Genomic DNA, 20,270 nt, shown 5'->3' on the forward strand with positions numbered 1-20,270 from the left:
TCCACAGGGCCGCGTCAAACCTGGGCGCAGAGCCGCTCACCCCAGGGAGGCGACGATGCCCGCTGCCCGGGAAACCCTGCTGGACGCCGCTTGCACCGCACTCGCGCTGCGGCCGTGGCCCGCCGTGCGGATGGTGGACGTGGCCGCGGCGGCCGGGGTGTCCCGGCAGACCCTCTACAACGAGTTCGGCAGCAAGGACGGGCTCGCCCGGGCGCTCGTGCGCCGGGAGGCCGACGGCTATCTCGCGGGGGTCGAGCGGGCCCTGGCCCGCGGCGCCGAACCGCACGAACGGCTCACCGCCACCGCCGAGTGGACCGCCGCCGTCGCCCGTGACAACCCGATCGTGCGCGCCATGCTCACCGGCTGCTGGAGCGAGCGACTGCCCGCGCCGTCGTTGTCCGCTGTGGTGTCGTCCTCGGTTGTGCCGGCGCAGCGCCGGGCGGACGGGCCGTTGCCCTCGCCGGGTGATTTCGTCCGGATGGTGCGGGACAGGGCGCTGGCGGCACTGGCCGGTCCGGGTGCCGGTGGGGAGTTGGCCCGGTCCTGTGAGCTGGTGGCGCGGCTGGCGTTGTCGTGTGTGGCCGCGCCGCCCGCGGAGGGCGGGATCGCCGACCTGGTGCGTGACGCACTGCACCACCAGCCGGCCTGAACCACGGCCCGCGCCACCGGGGGCGTGGCGCCGGACGGTCGGGCTAGTGGGCCGAGCCGGACAGCTGGAGCCCGATCACGCCGATGATGACCAGGCTGATCGAGACGATCTTCAGCGTCGACACCAGGTCACCCAGGAAGACCATGCCGTAGATCGCGGTGCCCGCGGCGCCGATACCGGTCCACACGGCGTAGGCGGGACCCACGTCCAACTTCCGCAGGGAGAGGGTCAGCAGGCCGAAACTGCCGAGGGCGAAGCACGCGAACGCGATGGTCGGCCACAGCCGGGTGAAGCCGTGCGACAGCTTCAGGCAGACCGCGAAGCCGGTTTCGAGCAGTCCGGCCACCACGACCAGCAGCCACGCCATGTGCTGTCCTCCCGTACGTCCGGCTCGGTGCGATTATGCACTTGCCAGGCCCGCGCCCCCGCAAACACCACTGAGGTCAGTCGCCGTCCCTGCGTTCTCTTGTGGCCAGCAACCGGCGCAAAGAGTACAGGCGTGCCGGGTCCGCGTGTCCCTCGGTCACCCATGCGTCCAGCGCGCAGTCCGGTTCGTCGTGGCTGCAGGCGCGCGGGCAGCCCGCGGTGCCGGGCTCCAGATCCGGGAAGGCGTGGATCACGCGGGAAGGGTCGATGTGGGCGAGGCCGAAGGAGCGAATGCCCGGGGTGTCGACGACCCAGCCGGCCACATCGCCCAGCGGCAGCGCGAGCGCCGACGTGGTGGTGTGCCGGCCACGGCCCGTCACCGCGTTGACATGTCCCGTCGTACGCCGGCGGTCCTCGGGGACCAGCGCGTTGACCAGCGTCGTCTTGCCGACGCCGGAGTGACCCACGAACGCGGTGATCTTGCCCGCCAGCTGCTCCCGCACCCGGTCGGCCGCCGCGCCGTCCGCCAGTTCCGCGCGGCTGGTGACGACATGCGGGATGTCCAGGTCCCCGTACAGCTCCAGGAGCTTGTCGGGCGGGGCCAGGTCCGACTTGGTCAGCACCAGCAGCGGGTCGAGGCCGCCGTCGTAGGCGGCGACCAGGCAGCGGTCGATCAGCCGGGGGCGGGGCTCGGGGTCGGCGAGAGCGGTGACGATGGCGAGCTGGTCGGCGTTGGCGACGACCACCCGCTCGTAGGGGTCGTCGTCGTCCGCGGTGCGGCGCAGCACCGATGTGCGCTCCGCGATGCGGACGATCCGCGCGAGCGTGTCCTTCTGCCCGGACAGATCACCGACCAGCGCCACCCGGTCGCCCACGACGGCCGCCTTGCGGCCCAGCTCGCGTGCCTTCATCGCGAGGACCGTACGGCCGTCGACGAGGCAGGTCAGCCGGCCCCGGTCCACCGTGAGGACCATGCCCTCGGCGGCGTCCTCGTGCTTGGGCCGGATGTTGGTGCGGGGCCGGTTGCCCTTGCGGTTCGGGCGGGTGCGGATGTCGTCCTCGTCGGTGTGCTTGCCGTAGCGGCGCATGATCCCGGTCCGCCCGTCAGTTCCCGAGCAGCCCGGCCCACAGTTCGGGGAAGTCCGGCAGGGTCTTGGCGGTGGTCGCCACGTTCTCGATCCGCACGCCCGCGACCGCCAGGCCGATGACGGCGCCGGCCGTCGCCATGCGGTGGTCCTCGTACGTGTGGAAGATCCCGCCGTGCAGCGGGCGCGGGCGGATGTGCAGGCCGTCGGCGGTCTCGGTCACATCGCCGCCCAGCTCGTTGATCTCCTTGGTGAGCGCGGCCAGCCGGTCCGTCTCGTGCAGCCGCAGATGGGACACGCCGCGCAGGGTCGACGGGGAGTCCGCGAGCGCGGCGACCGCCGCGATACCCGGGGTCAGCTCGCCCACATCGCCCAGGTCCACGTCGATGCCGTGGATCGCGCCGGAGCCGGTGAACTCCAGGCCGTACTCGGTCAGCGTGCAGGAGCCGCCCATCTCGGTGAAGATCTCGCGCAGCCGGTCGCCCGGCTGGGTGGTGCGCGCCGGCCAGTCCGGGACGAGCACCTTGCCGCCGGTGACGAGGGCCGCGGCCAGGAAGGGCTGGGCGTTCGACAGGTCCGGCTCGATGGTCAGATCGCGGCCCAGCAGCGCACCCGGTGTGACCCGCCACACATTCGGCTCGCCGCCCGACTCCGGGGTGTCGACCTGGGCGCCGACCGCGCGCAGCATGTCGACGGTCATCCGGATGTGCGGCACGGAGGGCAGCGAGGCGCCGGTGTGGCGGACCTCGACGCCCTGGTTGAACCGGGGCCCGGACAGCAGCAGCGCCGAGACGAACTGGGACGACGACGAGGCGTCGACCGACACCGGGCCGCCCTCCAGGGCGCCGCCGCCGTGCACGGTCAGCGGCAGCGCGCCGCGGCCGTCGTCGTCGATCCGGGCGCCCAGCTCGCGCAGGGCGTCGATGACGCCGTGCAGGGGGCGCTCGTACGACCTGGGGTCGCCGTCGAAGCGGATCGGGCCGTCGGCCAGCGCGGCGACGGGCGGCAGGAAGCGCATGACGGTGCCGGCGTTGCCGACGTCGACCGAGGCCGGGCCGTGCAGGCCCGCGGGCAGCACCCGCCAGGCCTCGCCGGAGCCGTCCGGGCCGACGCCTTCCTCGATGCCGACGCCCATGGCCCGCAGGGCGCCCGCCATCAGCAGCGTGTCACGGGAGCGCAGGGGGCGGCGCAGCCAGCCCGGTTCGGAGGCGAGGGCGGCCAGGACGAGGGCGCGGTTGGTGACGGACTTGGACCCGGGCACGTGGACCGTCGCGTCGACGGCTCCGCTCGCGTGCGGGGCGGGCCAGAGGGCGGTGTGCGCGTTGTTCGGGGCCATGGCCCCACTTTAGTGGGCGGGGGGTCGCCGGGTGCGGGTGCGTGCACGGGGGCTGCGTCGTCGGCCGCCGGGTGCGCGAGGGCTTGTCGCCCGGCCGGGTCCCGGGCCCCGCCCGAACCGGGGCGCTGCCGCACACCGCTACGGGCCCGCGCCGGAGGGCGTCGCCCCGTCACTCCTTCGGGGTGCGCTCTCAGCCCCGCAGCAGCCACCTTCCCCCGCCGATCAGCGAGCACAGCGACACCGTGTGGAACAGGAACAGCCACAGCCACGCCGGCACATGGGTCAGGCGCGACAGCTGGTCCGCGTCCGAGTCGCCCGCTCCGCCCCGCGCCCGCTTGGCCTGCAGTTCGAAGGCCGGCCGTACCCCGCCCAGCAGCAGGAACCACACCACCGCGTAACCGAACGCCGCCTGCACCTGTGTACCGGCCAGCCAGGACACCAGCAGGAAGGTGCCGCCGGTGAGGAGCACGGTCAGCGCCCCATAGGCGTTGCGGATCATCACCAGCATGGCCACGAGCAGGGCGGTGGCCAGCCAGAGCAGCAGCGTGGTGCGCCCGGCGGCCAGCAGCGCCGCCCCGCCCAGGCCCAGCAGCGGCGGCGCGGTGTAGCCCGCCGCTGCGGTGAGGATCATGCCGAGTCCGTGCGGCTTGCCCCGGCTGACGGTGAGGCCACTGGTGTCGGAGTGCAGGCGAATGCCGGTGAGCTGCCGGCCGGTGAGCAGGGCCACCAGGCCGTGACCGCCCTCGTGCGCGATGGTGATGGCGTTGCGCGACAGGCGCCACAGCCCGTGCGGGACGACCACGGCGAGGGCCGCGGTCAGGGTGATCAGCACCACCCACTGGTCCGGTCCCGGCTGGGTGCCCCACAGCCGGTTCCAGAGGTCGGGCAGCGCGGTCGATGCGGTGCTGTCCATGTGGTGCGGTCGCTCCCTCTGGTCGGGGCCCGGGCGGGCGGAGAAGGTGGCCTGGTGGGCAAAGACGCTGGCCGGGCGGCGGCCGGGCCTGGCAGTGTGGCACGTATGTGCGGACGGTATGCAGCGAGTCGTGGGCCCGAGGATCTCGCAGGAATCTTTGAGGTGGACAAGAGGGAGCCGGAGGAGACCTTTGAGGCCGACTACAACGTGGCGCCCACCAAGGAGGTCTACGCCGTACTCGACCGTCTGGTGAAAGACGCCGGCGACCCGCGTCCGGTTCGGCAGCTGCGCAGGCTGAAGTGGGGCCTGGTGCCGTCCTGGGCCAAGTCGCCCGAGGGCGCCGCCCGGATGATCAACGCACGCGCGGAGACCGTGCACGAGAAACCGTCGTACCGCCGTGCCTTCGCCGCCCGGCGCTGCATCCTGCCCGCCGACGGCTACTACGAGTGGGTGACCGGCACACAGGAGCGCGACCTGGAGGTCGAGGGCCGCAGGAAGCGGCCGCGCAAGCAGCCGTACTTCGTGCTGCCCGCCGACGGCTCGGTCTTCGCGATGGCGGGCCTGTACGAGTTCTGGCGGGACCGGACCCTGCCCGACGACCATCCGCGGGCCTGGTGGGTGACCTGCTCGGTGCTCACCACCGAGGCGGAGACCACCCCGCTGGCCGTGGCCCCCGCCGAGGGGCCGCACAGCCTCGCCGAGATCCACCCGCGGATGCCGCTGATGCTCACCGAGGACCGCTGGGACGCCTGGCTGGATCCGGCCCGCACCGACGTCGAGGACCTGCGGTCGCTGCTGGAGCCGCCACCGGCCGGCCTGATGCGCGCCTACCCGGTCGCCACGGCCGTCAGCAACGTCCGCAACAACGGCCCGGAGCTGCTGAAGGAGCTGGCGGGTCCGGAAGCGGGCACACTCTTCTGACGTGACCACAGAGATCATCGCTACGGACGCGGGGGACGCCCGCATCACCTGGCACCCGGCGCGGCGGCCCCGGTTCGTGCTGGCCGTGAGCCACGGGGCGGGCGGCGGCATCGAGGCGCGCGACCTGCGGGCGCTCGCGGCGGCGCTGCCCGCCCACGGCGTCACCGTGGCCCTGGTGGAGCAGCCCTGGCGGGTGGCGGGCCGGAAGGTCGCCCCGGCACCGAAGACCCTCGACACCGGCTGGCGCGGGGTCTGGCCCGCGCTCACCGCGCCGGGCCCGCCCGTGATCTCCGGCGGGCGCAGCGCCGGGGCCCGGGTCGCCTGCCGCACGGCGGCCGAGCTGGGGGCGCACGCCGTCCTCGCCCTGAGCTTCCCGCTGCATCCGCCGGGCAGCCCCGAGAAGTCCCGGGCCGCGGAGCTGCTCGGGGCGCCGGTGCCCACGCTGGTCGTGCAGGGCGGCAACGATCCGTTCGGCAGGCCGGCCGAGTTTCCGCCGGGCGCGTACCGGCTCGTCGAGGTGCCCTTCGCCGACCACGGCCTCGCCGTGCCCAAGCGCGCTCAGATCGGCCAGGAGCAGGCTCTGGAGATCGTCACCGACGGCGTCGCGGAGTGGATCGCGTCACTCGGGTGACCCCCGGGAATGCCCCGCGCCGGCCCGCTGTTGTGCCGGTCAGACGTGCTGAAGCCCCAGCACCGACGCCGTGGGAAAGGGAGTCCGCCGCATGGGTTCGACCGTTTGCCCGAGCCGCAGCAGCCGCACTGACCTGGACTGGACGGTGCTGCACGCGGCCAAGGCCGCTCCGATTCGAGCGGCGGCAGGCACGGGTCGTGTTCTATCCTCCGATTCGAGTGGGATCGGACTCGGTCCTGCCCGCGATCTTGAGGAGGTGGGTCCGGTCACTGGGACCGACGCAGGGACCGACAACGGCCAGGCGGAGCAGCCCGAGGGCCAGGGCGTCGGCGCGGAGTCCAGCACGGAGCGCAACGCGCGCTTCGAGCGGGACGCGCTCGAATACCTCGACCAGATGTATTCGGCCGCGCTGCGCATGACGCGCAACCCGGCCGACGCGGAGGACCTGGTGCAGGAGACGTACGCCAAGGCGTACGCGTCCTTCCACCAGTTCCGCGAGGGCACCAACCTCAAGGCGTGGCTGTACCGGATCCTCACGAACACCTTCATCAACTCGTACCGCAAGAAGCAGCGCGAGCCGCAGCGCAGCGCGGCCGAGGAGATCGAGGACTGGCAGCTCGCCCGCGCCGAGTCGCACATGTCGACCGGTCTGCGCTCCGCCGAGTCGCAGGCGCTCGACCACCTGCCCGACTCGGACGTCAAGGAAGCGCTGCAGGCGATCCCCGAGGAATTCCGCATCGCCGTCTACCTCGCGGACGTGGAGGGTTTTGCCTACAAGGAGATCGCGGACATCATGGGGACCCCCATCGGTACGGTGATGTCCCGGCTGCACCGGGGCCGCCGTCAACTGCGCGGCATGCTGGAGGACTACGCCCGCGAGCGCGGGCTGGTCCCGGCGGGCGCCGGAGAGTCGAACGAAGCGAAAGGCTCGGGCTCATGAGCTGCGGAGGGCCGCACGAGACGGACTGCAGTGAGGTACTCGATCATCTGTATGAGTTCCTCGACAGCGAGATGCCGGCAGCCGATCGTGACAAGTTCCAGCAGCACTTCGAGGAGTGCTCGCCGTGCCTGGAGAAGTACGGCCTGGAGAAGGCGGTGAAGAAGCTGGTCAAGCGGTGCTGCGGCCATGACGACGTGCCGATCGACCTGCGCGCCAAGGTCATGGGCCGGATCGATCTGATCCGCTCCGGCCAGACCGTGCCCGAGCACGACGTCACGGCCACTCCCCAGGAGTCCTGACCGGGCGCACGGTCCGCGGAGCCCTGACCCGGCGTAGGGTCGTCCGCGCTTTCCGCGGCTGCGGGTTCCGAGTACGGCCATGAGATAGTCCGCGGGATCTCCTTCCTGGGCGAGGCCCGGTCGGCGATCCTGCACCACCACGAAGGGCTCGACGACAGCGGCTACCGGCACGGGCCGACGGACGATCAGATCCCGGAGTGCGCCCGGGTGGTGGCCGTCGCCGACGCCTTCGACGCGATGACGTCCACGCGTTCCCACAGCACGGCGCGCCCGGTGCCGACGGCCCTGCGGGAACCGGAGCGCTGCGCCGGCGCCCAGTTCGACCCCAGGATGGTCGCCGCGCCGGTCCGGGCCGTGGGGCGACGGGGGCGCCCCGGTCGGGCGAAGCCGACAGCGGCGGAGGCCGGCTCCCGCGGTCACCGCCGACGAGCCGCGGTACCCGGTGCCACCGTCCGAACCCGTCATCAGCCCGCGCGAGGCCCGCCGATGAGCGCGCCGCGGCTCGTGCACGCCTGTGCCGCGCTGCTCGCCGCCGTCTCCCTCGCCGTCACCCTCCTCGGCGGACTGGCGGACCGCGGCACCGCCCTCGCCTTCGGCGTGCTCATAGCCGTCGGCGAGCTGACCGTCCCGCGGCCGTCCGGCCCGGCCCGGGTGGCGGGCGTCCCCGTGACCGTCATCGGGCGCCGACGTCCGGGAGACCGCCTCGCTCGGCGCGGCCGGCGCGCGGTCCCACGCGCTGCCCGGCGAGGGCGCCGGGCACCCGACCCCCGCAGGTGCTCGACGTGGCCCAGAGCGCGGGAACATCCGTCCGGGCCGCGCGGGTCGTCACCGTCGTCCTCGCCGCCTCGCTGCTCGGCAGCGCCCCACGCATCTGGTGCGGCCGGACCCGCACGCTCGACCACCTGGCCCGCCGGGTCCTCACCGTCGGTTCGCCGCCGTCTGCGGCCAACCCCTGCACAGCGACGCCGCTCAAGGCGCTGGAAGCGCTGCGGCCGGGCATGGTCGTGGACTGCGTGCCCGAGGGGGTGGGGTCGCTCGCGCCGGGGCTGGGCGACCGGGGTGCGGCGGCGGGCGAGCGCCCGGGCCGGGGCGGCGGGCGTCGGACCGGACGGTCTGACCCGGCCCCGGCTGGGTAACCCATGGGTAATGAGCGCCTCTCCCGCCGTACGTGGTTGGATGCGAGGGAGAGGGTGTCCGGGGGCACAAGCCAGCCCACAGTGCGGATCTGGAACTGGCAGGCGGGAATCGTGAGGATCTTCGGCAAGGGACGGCACCGGCCCTCCGCCTCCTGGCGGCAGGCCACCGACCGGGCGTTCACGCTCATCGGAGACGGCCGGTACGAGGACGCGGGCGAGCTGCTGACACGCGCCGCCGACCTGGAGCCCTGGCTGTCCGAGTCCTGGTTCAACCTCGCCCTGCTGCACAAGTTCCGGCACGACTGGGAGCAGGCCCGCGCCGCGGGACTGCGCGCCGTGGCCCTGCTCGACCGGGAGACCGGCGCGCCCGACTGGTGGAACGTGGGCATCGCCGCCACCGCACTGCAGGACTGGCCGCTGGCCCACCGCGCCTGGCAGGCCTACGGACTGCGGGTGCCCGGGGGAGGCGCCACCGCCACCGGCGAACCGCTCGGCATGGAGCTGGGCAGCGCGGCCGTACGGCTGTCCCCGGAGGGAGAGGCCGAGGTCGTCTGGGGCAGGCGGCTCGACCCGGCCCGCATCGAGGTGCTGTCCATTCCGCTGCCCTCGTCGGGGCGCCGCTGGGGCGAGGTCGTGCTGCACGACGGGGTACCACACGGGGAGCGCACCACGGCCGCAGGGCACGCCTACCCGGTCTTCGACGAGATCGAGTTGTGGGCCCCCTCGCCCGTGCCCACCTGGGTGGTCCTGCTGGAGGCCGCCAGCGAGGCCGACCGGGACGCGCTGGAGCAGCTGGCCGCCGACGCCGGCTTCGCCGCGGAGGACTGGTCGTCGTCCGTGCGGCTGCTGTGCCGGATGTGCTCCGAGTCGCGGATGCCCTCCGACGAGGGCGACGGGGAACACCTCGATCCGCACGATCACAGCGAGCCGGGGCATCCCGGGCCGCTCGGGCACCGTACGGACGGGCAGCTGTGGGTGCCGGAGCGGGAGTGCGGCGTCGCCGCCCCGGCGTCGCTGGTGCGGGGGCTGCTGGACGGGTGGGTCGCGGACAGCCCCGATTCCCGGGACTGGCGGGACCTCGAAGAGGTCTGCTAGGAACCGTGGCCCGGCCGCGGGTCCGGCCGGCTGGTCGGGACCGGGCGGCGGAGCCGCACAGCGGACCCAGGCCCGCGCCTGCCGGGGCGCGATCCCCGTACCCTGTATCAGCATCCACTCCCCGTTCTTGTCAGGAAGGCATACGTCGGTCATGGCGCAGCAGGACACCGATCAGCAGCACGCGGGCGTGCTCCCCGTGGACGACGAGGGCTTCGTCATCGACACCGAGGACGCCGAGGAGCGCGAGGCCGCCTGGCGGGAGCGCGGCACCTCGCGGCCGATCACGGTCGTCGGCAATCCGGTGCTGCACAAGGAGTGCAAGGACGTCACCGAGTTCGGCGACGAACTCCAGCAGCTGGTCGCCGACATGTTCACCAGCCAGCGCACCGCCGAGGGCGTGGGTCTGGCCGCCAACCAGATCGGTGTCGACCTGAAGGTCTTCGTCTACGACTGCCAGGACGACGCGGGCGTCCGGCACGTCGGCGTGGTCTGCAACCCCCGGCTCGTCGACCTGCCCGCCGACCGGCGCCGCCTCGACGACAGCAACGAGGGCTGCCTGTCCGTGCCGACCGCGTACGCGCCGCTGGCCCGGCCCGACTACGCCGAGGTGACCGGGCAGGACGAGCGGGGCAACCCGGTCAAGGTGCGCGGCACCGGCTACTTCGCGCGGTGTCTGCAGCACGAGACCGACCATCTGTACGGGTACCTGTACATCGACCGGCTCTCCAAGCGCGAGCGCAAGGACGCGCTGCGGCAGATGGCCGAGAACGAGCCGCGCTACCCCGTGGTCGCCAACGACTGAGGCCGAAAACGGCCCCCGCGACCAGAGTTGACGCCCGGTCGGGCATCTCACCGCGCGACGGCTTCTGGCTACGGCGCGTGTTCAGGCCGCCTCGGGGCCCCGGAACGCGCGCCGGTAGGCGTGCGGGGTGGTGCCCAGCGCCCGGACGAACTGGTGGCGCAGCGCGGCGGCGGTGCCGAACCCGGTGCGCGCCGCGATCGCGTCCATGGTCTCGTCCGTGCCCTCCAGCAACTCCTGGGCCAGCAACACCCGTTGGCGCAGGATCCAGCGGTAGGGGGTGGTGCCGGTCTCCTGCTGGAAGCGGCGGGCGAAGGTACGCGGCGCCATATGGGCGCGGGCGGCAAGCTGTTCCACGGTGACCTCCCGGTCCAGGTGCCGCTCCATCCAGGCCAGCACATCGCCGACGGTGTCGCACCGGTCCCTGGGCAGCGGGCGCTCGATGTACTGGGCCTGCCCGCCGTCCCGGTGCGGCGGCACCACCATGCGCCGGGCGATCTTGTTGGCGATCTCCGGGCCCTGTTCCTTGCGCACGATGTGCAGACAGGCGTCGATCCCGGAGGCGGTGCCCGCGGAGGTGATCACCGGGTCGTCGTCGACGTAGAGGACGTCCGGCTGGATGACCGCGCGCGGGCAGCGCACGGCCAGTTCCGCGGCCTGCCTCCAGTGCACGCTGCACCGCCGCCCGTCGAGCAGCCCGGCGGCGCCGAGCGCGAACACCCCGGAGCAGACGCTGAGCACCCGCGCCCCGCGCTCCACCGCCGCCACCAGGGCCGTCAGCAGCTCGGGCGGAAAGTCACGGGTGACGAACTCCTCGCCGGCCGGCACCGCGACCAGGTCGGCCTCCGCCAGCCGGTCCAGCCCGTACGGCGTCGAGACGGTCAGCCCGCCGACATGGGTGCGCAGGGCCGGGCCCTCCGCCGAGACCACGGCGAAGTCGTACACCGGCAGCCCCTCGTCGCTGCGGTCGAGGCCGAACACCTCGCACAGGACGCCCAGCTCGAAGGGGTGCACGCCGTCCAGCAGGACGGCCGCCACGTTCTTCAGCATGCTGCCAGTGTGCCTCGTTCCTGGCGGTAATTCGAGGGTGTACGGCAGTCCTGCCACTGCCGGTCAGGAGTGTCGGAGACGACAGTGGTGTCCATGAACACGAACCAGATCGAAGGACTGATCGGCATGCTCGCGGTCCTCGGGATCCTCGTCCTCCTGGTCCTCCCGTCGGTGTTCGGCATCGTGCGCGAGCGGCGCATCGACCGACAGCTCCGGGAGGCCGAGGAGACGGCGGACGAGGAGCGGGATCAGAAGTCCTCGTCCAGGTCGACGGTGCCCTCCACCGCCACCTGGTACGCCGACGGACGCCGCTCGAAGAAGTTGGTCAGCTCCTGAACCCCCTGTAGCTCCATGAAGGAGAAGGGGTTCTCGGAGCCGTACACCGGGGCGAAGCCGAGGCGCGTCAGACGCTGGTCGGCGACGCACTCCAGGTACTGCCGCATCGAGTCGGTGTTCATGCCCGGCAGGCCGTCGCCGCACAGGTCGCGCGCGAACTGCAGCTCCGCCGCGACGGCCTCCCGGAGCATGTCGGTGACCTGCTGCCGCAGCTGATCGTCGAAGAGGTCCGGCTCCTCCTTGCGGACGGTGTCGACCACGTCGAAGGCGAAGGACATGTGCATCGTCTCGTCACGGAACACCCAGTTGGTGCCGGTGGCCAGGCCGTGCAGCAGGCCCCGGCTGCGGAACCAGTAGACGTACGCGAAAGCGCCGTAGAAGAACAGGCCCTCGATGCAGGCGGCGAAGCAGATCAGGTTGAGCAGGAAGCGCCGGCGGTCGGCCTTCGACTCCAGGCGGTCCAGGTTCTCGACCGAGTCCATCCACCTGAAGCAGAACTCGGCCTTCTCCCGGATGGACGGGATGTTCTCGACCGCCGCGAACGCCGCCGTACGGTCCTCCGGGTCGGGCAGATAGGTGTCCAGCAGCGTCAGATAGAACTGGACGTGCACGGCCTCCTCGAACAGCTGACGGCTCAGATACAGCCGCGCCTCGGGGGAGTTGATGTGCTTGTACAGGGTCAGCACCAGGTTGTTCGCGACGATCGAGTCGCCCGTGGCGAAGAACGCGACCAGCCGGCCGATGAGGTGCTGTTCGGCGGGGGTCAGCCGGGCGAGGTCGGCGACGTCCGAGTGGAGGTCGACCTCCTCCACGGTCCAGGTGTTCTTGATGGCGTCCCGGTAGCGCTCGTAGAAGTCGGGGTAGCGCATGGGGCGCAGCGTCAGCTCGAAGCCCGCATCGAGAAGGTTCTGGGTGGTCATGGCTGTCGGCGCGGGGCGCCGTCCTCCAGGGGTGGTGGTCGGGTGACGGGTGGGCATTACTGGCAGGCCTCGCAGGACTCGGGGTTCTCGAGGGAGCAGGCGACGGCGTCGGGGTCTGCGGCCTGCTGTACGGGGACGGTGGCCCGGGGCTGCGCCTGAGCGGCGCGTGCGATGCGGGTCGCCGGGCGGGAGCGCAGGTAGTACGTCGTCTTCAGGCCCTGCTTCCAGGCGTAGGCGTACATCGAGGAGAGCTTGCCGATGGTCGGTGTCTCCATGAACAGGTTCAGGGACTGCGACTGGTCCAGGTAGGGCGTGCGGGCCGCGGCCATGTCGATCAGGCCGCGCTGCGGGATCTCCCACGCCGTGCGGTACAGGGCGCGCACATCCGCCGGGATCCATGTGAGGCCCTGTACGGAGCCGTTGGCGTCGCGCAGCGCCTCGCGGGTGCGGGCGTCCCATACGCCCAGTTTCTTGAGGTCCCGCACCAGGTACGAGTTGACCTGGAGGAACTCACCGGAAAGCGTCTCGCGCTTGAAGAGGTTGGAGACCTGGGGCTCGATGCACTCGTAGACACCGGCGATGGACGCGATGGTCGCGGTGGGGGCGATGGCGAGCAGAAGGCTGTTGCGCAGGCCGGTCGTCGCGATCCGCGCCCGCAGCTTCGCCCAGCGCTCGGGCCAGGTGAACTCGACGCCGTAGTGGTCGGGGTGCAGGACACCCCGCGCGGTACGGGTCTTCTCCCAGGCGGGCAGCGGGCCGATGGGGGTCCCCCCTGCACCGGAGCCTGTCGTAGGCGCTTGGGGGCGCTCGGCGAGGTCGGCGGACGTCTCGTAGGCGGCGAGCATGATGCGCTCGGCGATCCGGGTGGACAGGGCCTTCGCCTCGGGGGAGTCGAAGGGCAGACGCAGCTTGAAGAAGACGTCTTGCAGGCCCATCACGCCGAGGCCCACCGGCCGCCACCTGGCGTTGGAACGGCCCGCCTGCTCGGTCGGATAGAAGTTGATGTCGACGACCCGGTCCAGGAAGGTCACGGCGGTGCGGACCGTCTCGTCCAGCCGCTCCCAGTCGACGCCCCCGCCGCTCACGAACGCGCCGAGGTTGACCGAGCCCAGGTTGCAGACCGCGGTCTCGCCGTCGTCGGTGACCTCCAGGATCTCCGTGCAGAGGTTGGAGGAGTGGACGACACTGCCCGGCTCGGCCGTCTGGTTGGCGGTGCGGTTGGCCGCGTCCTTGAAGGTCATCCAGCCGTTGCCGGTCTGCGCGAGGGTGCGCATCATGCGGCCGTAGAGGTCACGGGCCGGGATGGTCTTCTTCGCGAGCCCGGCCGCCTCCGCCGCGCGGTAGGCGGCGTCGAACTCCGCGCCCCACAGGTCGACCAGCTCCGGCACGTCCGACGGGGAGAACAGCGACCACTGCTCGTCGGCGTCGACCCGGCGCATGAACTCGTCCGGGATCCAGTGGGCGAGGTTGAGGTTGTGTGTACGGCGGGCGTCCTCACCGGTGTTGTCGCGCAGCTCCAGGAACTCTTCGATGTCCGAGTGCCAGGTCTCCAGGTAGACCGCCGCGGCGCCCTTGCGCCGGCCGCCCTGGTTCACGGCGGCCACGGAGGCGTCGAGGGTCTTCAGGAACGGCACGATGCCGTTGGAGTGCCCGTTGGTGCCGCGGATCAGCGAACCGCGGGAGCGGATGCGGGAGTAGGCGATGCCGATGCCGCCTGCGTGCTTGGAGAGGCGGGCGACCTGGTGGTAGCGGTCGTAGAGGGAGTCCAGCTCGTCCTTGGGGGAGTCGAGGAGGTAGCAGGACGACATCTGCGGGTGGCGGGTACCGGAGTTGAACAGCGTGGGGGAGGAGGGCAGGTAGTCGAGGCGGCTCATCAGCCGGTAGAGCGCGGCGACCTCGTCCACGGCGTGCGCGGAGTCCTTCGCGGGGAGGGTGTCGGCATCCCCGTCGGCGAGGCCGGCGGCAACGCGCAGCAGGAAGTGCTGGGGCGTCTCGATGACGTGGCGGGTCAGGGGGTGCCGGAGCAGATAGCGGCTGTGCAGCGTGCGCAGCCCGAAGTACCCGAAGCGGTCGTCCGCCGCGGTGTCGATCAGCGCGTCCAGCCGCTCTGCGTGCCGTCGTACGAAGGCGGCGGTGCGGTCGGCGATGAGCCCTTCCCGGTGCCCCACGGCGATCGACCCGGTGAACGAGGTGACGCCTTGTGCGGCGGCCTCGGCGCGGATGGAGAGGGCCAGCAGCCGGGCGGCCAGCCGGGAGTAGGCGGGATCCTCCGAGATCAGCCCGGCGGCCGCCTCGGTGGCCAGTTCCCGAAGCTCCGCGGCGGCAGCGTCGTCGGACCGCGCGGACCGGCCGCGCAGCGCAGCGGCGGCGACCCGGCCGGGGTCGGCGTCGGGGAGGTCGGCGGTCAGCTCGGTCAGGGTCCGCAGCAGCGCGGCACCGGGACCGTAGGTCTCCACCGGGGCCGCGGTCGCCTGGGCGGCTGAAGCCGGGTCGGCTGGCGCGATGGTCACGTGGGGCTCTCCCTCGCTCGGCACGGGGCCTTGCGGAGGGCAGGGGGCAGCACACGAGCGCGCACGGCGTCGCGTCCACCGGCCCATTCCACGAGGCCCGGACGTCAGAGCACCCGGGCCGGACGGCCGGGTGCGCCGTCGGCAGGTCCTCGGACTGAAGCCTGCATGCGGGTATGCGGGCATACGCGCATGAGTACACCGTTGCGGGACAGTTCCGGATTCACACCGGATTCCCCTGCGGCGACAGCGAGCATGAGCATACATCTAGTGCCGGGCCGTGGTGGCACCCCCAGATGTTGTGTCGTACGTCAACGGGCCGCCGTCGCCGGGGTTCGGCTTCGGCGGCCCGTCGCGGGGCGTGCGCGGGCGCCCTGCGCCCGCTGTGGGGGCGTGCTCTCAGCGCCCTGCGCCCGCCGTCGCGGGCGGAAGCTCCACCTGGACGCCCGCGTCGCCCGCGTCGGCCGTGTAGTCCTGCGGGCTTGTCTCGTCCACGCCCTCGGGAGCCTTCACGGCCTTCAGGACGAAGGTCAGGACGACGGTGACGAGGAGGTTGAGCACGAACGCTGTCATGCCGATGTAGCCGATCTCACCGATCCCGGGGATCTCCTCGGCCGAGCCGCCGAAGTGCTTCTGCGTCGGCGAGGCCACCCCGTAGGCGGCGACCGTGCCGTACACCATGCCGACCGCCCAGCCCGCGAGCAGCGCCCAGCGGTGGAACCAGCGGGTGAACAGGCCGCCGACCAGGGCCGGGAAGGTCTGCAGGATCCAGATGCCGCCCAGCAGCTGGAAGTTGATGGCGACCGTCTTGTCCATGGTCAGGACGAAGACCAGCGCGCCCACCTTCACCAGCAGCGACACGATCTTGGAGACCCGGGTCTCCTGATGGGCCGTCGCGTGCGGATTGATGAAGTCCTTGTAGATGTTGCGGGTGAACAGGTTCGCGGCCGCGATGGACATGATGGCCGCGGGCACCAGGGCGCCGATGCCGATCGCCGCGAACGCCACGCCCGCGAACCAGTCGGGGAACATGTCCTCGAACAGCTGGGGGATGGCCAGCTGGCCGTTGGAGACCTTGACCCCGGCCGCGATCGCCATGAAACCCAGCAGGCCGAGCAGGCCGAGCATCAGGGAGTACAGCGGCAGGATCGTGGTGTTGCGGCGGATCACCTCACGGCTGCGCGAGGACAGCGTCGCGGTGATCGAGTGCGGGTACATGAAGAGCGCGAGCGCGGAGCCGAGGGCCAGCGTGGCGTATGTCCACTGGCCCGCCTCCGGCGGGGCGAGCGCCCCGCGCGGCGCACCCGTCGCCGGATTGGTCTGGGCGAAGGCGTCGCCGGCCTTGGCGAAGATGCCGTCGAACCCGCCCAGCTTGACCGGGATGTAGATGATCGCCACCGCGATCACGATGTAGATCAGCGTGTCCTTCACGAACGCGATCAGCGCGGGTGCCCTCAGACCCGAGGAGTAGGTGTACGCGGCCAGCACACCGAAGGCGAGCAGCAGCGGCAGGTCCTTGACGAACCAGTTGGTGTTCTCGCCGCCGCCCACGCCCATCACGTCGAGGACCGCCTGGATGCCGACCAGTTGGAGCGCGATGTAGGGCATCGTGGCGAGGATGCCGGTCAGCGCCACCGCCAGCGACAGCCCCTTGGAGCCGAACCGGCCGCGCACGAAGTCCGAGGTCGTCACGTAGCCGTGCCGGTGCGAGACCGACCACAGGCGGGGCAGGAAGGTGAAGATCAGCGGATAGACGAGGATCGTGTAGGGCACGGCGAAGAACCCGGCCGCGCCCGCCGCGTAGATCGCCGCCGGGACGGCGACGAAGGTGTAGGCGGTGTACAGGTCGCCGCCGAGCAGGAACCAGGTGACCCAGGTGCCGAACGACCGGCCGCCCAGGCCCCATTCGTCGAGACTGTGCTCGTTGTCGGCCTTGCGCCAGCGGGCGGCCAGGAAACCCATGACCGTGACGGCCAGGAAGAAGAGGACGAAGACGCCGAGCGCGACGCCGTTGACGCCGTCGTTCATCGCGCGTCACCTGCGCCCTGGGTCCGGCGGGCGCGCTGGTCACGCTGCCACAGCTTGTAGGCGGTCATGGTCAGCGCGGTGGAGAGCAGCACCCACAGCATCTGGTACCAGTAGAAGAACGGGATCCCGATGAACGTGGGGTCGATCTTGGCGTAGGAGCCGACCCAGAGCACCGCCACGAACGGTGCGAGGAGACACAGGGCGATCACCACCCGTAGCGGTGTCACCACCGGTGGTTTCACTTCGGACGCGTCTGGCATGTCTGGGCTCCGTCCCCTCGCAGATCACCTGTTGTAGCGCGCAGGCAATGTAGGTGACGGTGCCGATGAATCGGAAGTACCCATCCGTATTTCGGTCGCAAACGGCTGACGGGACGGCGGCGCAGCCTCGGGACGCCGTTTCCGGATATGCGCGGCATGACGTTCGCAGACCGACTCGCCCCTCAATTCCGGCATGTACCAGCGCGGTCCGTGCCGGCCGCATACCGTGCCGCCCCCTTCTCGGCCCGTTCGAGGCGGCGTAGGGCCCTCGCTCAGGTGGACGGCGCCGGGCGGCGGAGGCGTCGTATGCGCACCCGCAACGCGTCCGGGACGACGATCACCACCCGCAGGGCCAGAAGGAGCCGACCCGCCTATTCCTACGGGCGCTTCAGCCGAGCGACGAACTTGTAGCGGTCCCCGCGGTAGACCGACCGCACCCACTCCACCGGGTTGCCCTCCTCGTCCAGCGAGTGCCGGGAGAGCATCAGCATGGGCAGGCCCACGTCCGTGCCGAGCAGGCCCGCCTCGCGCGGGGTGGCCAGCGAGGTCTCGATGGTCTCCTCGGCCTCGGCGAGACGGACGTCGTACACCTCGGCGAGGGCGGTGTACAGGGACGTGTACTTGACGAGGCTGCGGCGCAGCGCCGGGAAGCGTTTGGCGGACAGATGCGTGGTCTCGATGGCCATCGGCTCGCCGTTGGCCATGCGCAGCCGCTCGATACGCAGCACCCGGCCGCCGGCCGTGATGTCGAGCAGTTCGGCGAGCCGGTCGTCCGCGGTGACGTACCCGATGTCCAGCAGTTGCGAGGTCGGCTCCAGACCCTGGGCGCGCATGTCCTCGGTGTAGGAGGTGAGTTGCAGCGCCTGGGAGACCTTCGGTTTGGCGACGAACGTGCCCTTGCCCTGGATCCGTTCCAGCCGGCCCTCGACCACCAGCTCCTGCAGGGCCTGGCGGACGGTGGTGCGCGAGGTGTCGAACTCGGCGGCGAGCGTGCGCTCCGGCGGAACCGGTGTGCCCGGCGGGAGCGTCTCCGTCATGTCGAGCAAATGTTTCTTCAGGCGGTAGTACTTGGGCACACGCGCGGTACGGACGGTCGTCCCACCCTCGTTCTCCGCACTGCTCACGTCGGTGCTCATGTTCTGCCTTCCCGGCTCCGGTGCCGAAAGCGACCGACATCTCATCGGCCACGGATCACATCGTGGCACGGCTTCGTGTGACGGGAGGCCACCCGAACGGTCCGTGATCTCCTCTGTATACCGTCGCGCTCCCCGTTGGTCTAGTCCATAGGTCCCGCCGAGCGGCCCCGAAACGGCCGAAGTGGTCCGTCCGATCTGTCGGTTGCCGAATGAAAGGTCTCTGCATATCTCGGTCGCATCACGGACGCCCGGAGCCTGCTTGAACGCCTTGACAGCTCTATTGGTCTGGGCCAAGCTCCCCATACTGGTCTACACCATTGGTCCAGGTCCCGGCCCCATGGGCGGTAACACAGCGCTGACGCGCGCCGCGGGGAGGCAGGGGGGTTTGTGGCATCCCTGAGGAGGGTGGCGTGAAGCGCAGGCTGATAGCCGCGATCGGTATCGCGGGCATGGTCGTCTCCATCGCGGCGTGCGGCAGCGACAACAAGGACGACGACGGTTCGGGCAAGGGGGCGGACGCCAAGGAGCTGACCGTCTGGCTCACCGTCGACGCCCAGAACAACTGGCCCGATCTGGTGAAGGCCGCCGACGCCGCGGTACAGAAGAAGCACCCCGGCATCAAGATCAAGCACGAGTACTACGGCTGGCCGGACAAGAACACCAAGCTGGACGCCGTCCTCGCCACCGACAAGGCCCCCGACGTGGTCGAGATGGGCAACACCGAGATGCTCGGCTACATGGTCAAGGGCGCCTTCGCGCCCACCGACCCGGCCCAGTACAGCAACTCCGCCGCCTGGCTCGACGGCCTCAAGGCCTCCGTGACGTACGAGGGCAAGACCTACGGCGTGCCGTACTACGCCGGCGGCCGGGTCGCCAACTGGCGCAAGGACGTGGCCGCTTCGGTCGGCGTCAAGACACCCCCGAAGACCTACGCCGAGCTGACCTCCGCCCTGGACAAGATCCAGAAGAAGCAGGGCGACAAGTTCAGCGCCTGGTACCAGCCCACCCGCGACTGGTACGCGGCCATGTCCTTCGTCTACGACGCCGGCGGCTCCATCGCCAAGGAGGAGGGCGGCCAGTGGAAGGGCAACCTCTCCTCGCCCGAGTCCCTCAAGGGCCTCAAGGAGTTCAAGAACGTCGTCGACTCGTACATGCACGGCGACAAGACCAAGGACGAGTCCGACCGCTACATCGTCTACGGCCAGGGCAAGTCCGGCATGATCTTCGCGCCCGCCTGGGAGGGTGCGACCGCGGCGGACCCGAAGAACGACAAGACCGGCAAGCTCAAGGACAATGTTGAGAACTTCGTGATGCCCGGCCCGTCCGGCAAGAACATGCCGGTCTTCCTCGGCGGCTCCGACCTCGCCATCCCGGTGAAGTCCAAGGCCCAGGCCGTCGCCGCCGAGTGGATCAACGCCTTCACCGGACCCGAGGGCCAGAAGGGCCTGATGGCCAAGGGCAATCTGCCCAACAACAAGACGGACCTCGCCACCCTGAAGAACGACCCGGCGACCGCCGTCCCCGCCACCGCGGCCGAGTCCAACTGGTTCGTCCCGATGGCCCCGGGCTGGGGCCAGGTCGAGAAGGCCCAGGTCCTGCAGACCATGCTGCAGAGCATCGGCACCGGCAAGAAGACGGTCGAGGCCGCCGCGAAGGAAGCGGACGCCGCGATCGACAAGGTGATCAACACCAAGTGACGTGAGCGCAGGGCCCCATGGACCCCGGGCGAGTCCGGGGACGGGGCCCTGCTTCTCGTACGGCCGCGCGGGGCCCGGCGCCGCGCGGCCCTCCGGGACCCGGACTCCGTACCCAGACGCCGCCCTCCGGGACCGGGCCTGCGTGCGGAACTCCGGCTTCCGCACG

Annotated in this window: 20 protein-coding genes, 1 pseudogene and 1 riboswitch; of the genes and pseudogenes, 11 read left to right on the plus strand and 10 right to left on the minus strand. The window is 71.3% G+C overall.

Translation table 11 applies throughout. The features are described from left to right. Positions 1-55 precede the first annotated feature (55 nt). Complete coding sequence (locus tag ABT245_RS06630) at positions 56-649, plus strand: TetR/AcrR family transcriptional regulator (protein WP_351729440.1); 594 nt, start codon at positions 56-58, stop codon at positions 647-649. Between the two features lie 43 nt (positions 650-692). Here the strand turns inward: ABT245_RS06630 and ABT245_RS06635 are convergent, their stop codons facing one another. The 4 genes from ABT245_RS06635 to ABT245_RS06650 all read right to left on the minus strand — a co-directional run bounded on the left by ABT245_RS06635 (position 693) and on the right by ABT245_RS06650 (position 4,349). Continuing rightward, a complete protein-coding gene (locus ABT245_RS06635; RefSeq protein WP_351729443.1) occupies positions 693-1,016 on the minus strand; it encodes a DMT family transporter in 324 nt (107 codons plus the stop codon). Positions 1,017-1,092: 76 nt separating this feature from the next. After that, the gene (gene rsgA, locus ABT245_RS06640; RefSeq protein ID WP_351729445.1) at positions 1,093-2,103 is read right to left on the minus strand and encodes a ribosome small subunit-dependent GTPase A; all 1,011 of its coding nucleotides are present in this window, start codon (positions 2,101-2,103) and stop codon (positions 1,093-1,095) included. A 16-nt stretch (positions 2,104-2,119) separates the two neighbouring features. Next, positions 2,120-3,436 carry a 3-phosphoshikimate 1-carboxyvinyltransferase gene (gene aroA, locus ABT245_RS06645; RefSeq protein WP_351729448.1) on the minus strand — a complete coding sequence of 439 codons (1,317 nt, stop codon included), beginning with the start codon at positions 3,434-3,436 and terminating at the stop codon, positions 2,120-2,122. Between the two features lie 190 nt (positions 3,437-3,626). After that, entirely contained in the window at positions 3,627-4,349 is a 723-nt protein-coding gene (locus ABT245_RS06650; protein ID WP_351729451.1) for a M50 family metallopeptidase, read from the minus strand. Positions 4,350-4,454: 105 nt separating this feature from the next. Here ABT245_RS06650 and ABT245_RS06655 point away from each other — a divergent pair, with 105 nt between their 5' ends. The 8 genes and pseudogenes from ABT245_RS06655 (at position 4,455) to def (ending at position 10,173) form a co-directional block, all read left to right on the plus strand. Beyond that, positions 4,455-5,270 carry an SOS response-associated peptidase gene (locus tag ABT245_RS06655; RefSeq protein WP_351729454.1) on the plus strand — a complete coding sequence of 272 codons (816 nt, stop codon included), beginning with the start codon at positions 4,455-4,457 and terminating at the stop codon, positions 5,268-5,270. A gap of 1 nt (position 5,271) precedes the next feature. Next, positions 5,272-5,901, plus strand: a complete 630-nt coding sequence (locus tag ABT245_RS06660; RefSeq protein WP_351729457.1) for an alpha/beta hydrolase family protein — start codon at positions 5,272-5,274, stop codon at positions 5,899-5,901. A 256-nt stretch (positions 5,902-6,157) separates the two neighbouring features. Continuing rightward, positions 6,158-6,841, plus strand: coding sequence for an RNA polymerase sigma factor SigR (gene sigR / locus ABT245_RS06665; RefSeq protein ID WP_351729459.1), 684 nt, complete (start codon positions 6,158-6,160; stop codon positions 6,839-6,841). Continuing rightward, positions 6,838-7,140, plus strand: coding sequence for a mycothiol system anti-sigma-R factor (rsrA, locus tag ABT245_RS06670; protein ID WP_351729462.1), 303 nt, complete (start codon positions 6,838-6,840; stop codon positions 7,138-7,140). The genes sigR and rsrA overlap by 4 nt, the downstream gene beginning before the upstream one ends. 69 nt (positions 7,141-7,209) lie before the next feature. Next, positions 7,210-7,578 (plus strand): annotated as a pseudogene (locus tag ABT245_RS06675) (HD-GYP domain-containing protein); the annotation flags it as partial. A 344-nt stretch (positions 7,579-7,922) separates the two neighbouring features. Then, a complete protein-coding gene (locus ABT245_RS06680; RefSeq protein ID WP_351729465.1) occupies positions 7,923-8,276 on the plus strand; it encodes a hypothetical protein in 354 nt (117 codons plus the stop codon). Positions 8,277-8,387: 111 nt separating this feature from the next. Beyond that, complete coding sequence (locus ABT245_RS06685) at positions 8,388-9,371, plus strand: hypothetical protein (protein ID WP_351729614.1); 984 nt, start codon at positions 8,388-8,390, stop codon at positions 9,369-9,371. A 151-nt stretch (positions 9,372-9,522) separates the two neighbouring features. Next, positions 9,523-10,173 carry a peptide deformylase gene (def, locus tag ABT245_RS06690; protein WP_351729468.1) on the plus strand — a complete coding sequence of 217 codons (651 nt, stop codon included), beginning with the start codon at positions 9,523-9,525 and terminating at the stop codon, positions 10,171-10,173. Positions 10,174-10,254: 81 nt separating this feature from the next. Here the strand turns inward: def and ABT245_RS06695 are convergent, their stop codons facing one another. Then, positions 10,255-11,220 carry a helix-turn-helix domain-containing protein gene (locus tag ABT245_RS06695; RefSeq protein WP_351729470.1) on the minus strand — a complete coding sequence of 322 codons (966 nt, stop codon included), beginning with the start codon at positions 11,218-11,220 and terminating at the stop codon, positions 10,255-10,257. 93 nt (positions 11,221-11,313) lie between these two features. Here ABT245_RS06695 and ABT245_RS06700 point away from each other — a divergent pair, with 93 nt between their 5' ends. Then, positions 11,314-11,556, plus strand: a complete 243-nt coding sequence (locus tag ABT245_RS06700; protein ID WP_351729473.1) for a hypothetical protein — start codon at positions 11,314-11,316, stop codon at positions 11,554-11,556. Here ABT245_RS06700 and ABT245_RS06705 read toward each other — a convergent pair. The 5 genes from ABT245_RS06705 to ABT245_RS06725 all read right to left on the minus strand — a co-directional run bounded on the left by ABT245_RS06705 (position 11,469) and on the right by ABT245_RS06725 (position 18,407). Beyond that, positions 11,469-12,476, minus strand: coding sequence for a ribonucleotide-diphosphate reductase subunit beta (locus tag ABT245_RS06705; protein ID WP_351729476.1), 1,008 nt, complete (start codon positions 12,474-12,476; stop codon positions 11,469-11,471). The two genes, ABT245_RS06700 and ABT245_RS06705, sit on opposite strands and share 88 nt — an antisense overlap. A gap of 56 nt (positions 12,477-12,532) precedes the next feature. Next, positions 12,533-14,986 (minus strand): ribonucleoside-diphosphate reductase subunit alpha, encoded by a 2,454-nt coding sequence (locus tag ABT245_RS06710; RefSeq protein WP_351729479.1) that lies wholly within the window; start codon positions 14,984-14,986, stop codon positions 12,533-12,535. A 123-nt stretch (positions 14,987-15,109) separates the two neighbouring features. After that, positions 15,110-15,281, minus strand: a riboswitch (cobalamin riboswitch). Positions 15,282-15,382: 101 nt separating this feature from the next. Further along, positions 15,383-17,011, minus strand: coding sequence for a monocarboxylate uptake permease MctP (mctP, locus tag ABT245_RS06715; protein WP_351729481.1), 1,629 nt, complete (start codon positions 17,009-17,011; stop codon positions 15,383-15,385). After that, entirely contained in the window at positions 17,008-17,271 is a 264-nt protein-coding gene (locus ABT245_RS06720; protein WP_351729484.1) for a DUF3311 domain-containing protein, read from the minus strand. The genes mctP and ABT245_RS06720 overlap by 4 nt, the downstream gene beginning before the upstream one ends. 377 nt (positions 17,272-17,648) lie before the next feature. Further along, positions 17,649-18,407, minus strand: coding sequence for a GntR family transcriptional regulator (locus ABT245_RS06725; RefSeq protein WP_351729487.1), 759 nt, complete (start codon positions 18,405-18,407; stop codon positions 17,649-17,651). A 410-nt stretch (positions 18,408-18,817) separates the two neighbouring features. Between ABT245_RS06725 and ABT245_RS06730 the strand changes: the two genes are divergently transcribed. Then, complete coding sequence (locus ABT245_RS06730) at positions 18,818-20,104, plus strand: extracellular solute-binding protein (protein ID WP_351729490.1); 1,287 nt, start codon at positions 18,818-18,820, stop codon at positions 20,102-20,104. Positions 20,105-20,270 lie beyond the last annotated feature (166 nt).

The organism is Streptomyces sp. NPDC001508 (genome assembly GCF_040298665.1).
Lineage (GTDB): Bacteria > Actinomycetota > Actinomycetes > Streptomycetales > Streptomycetaceae > Streptomyces.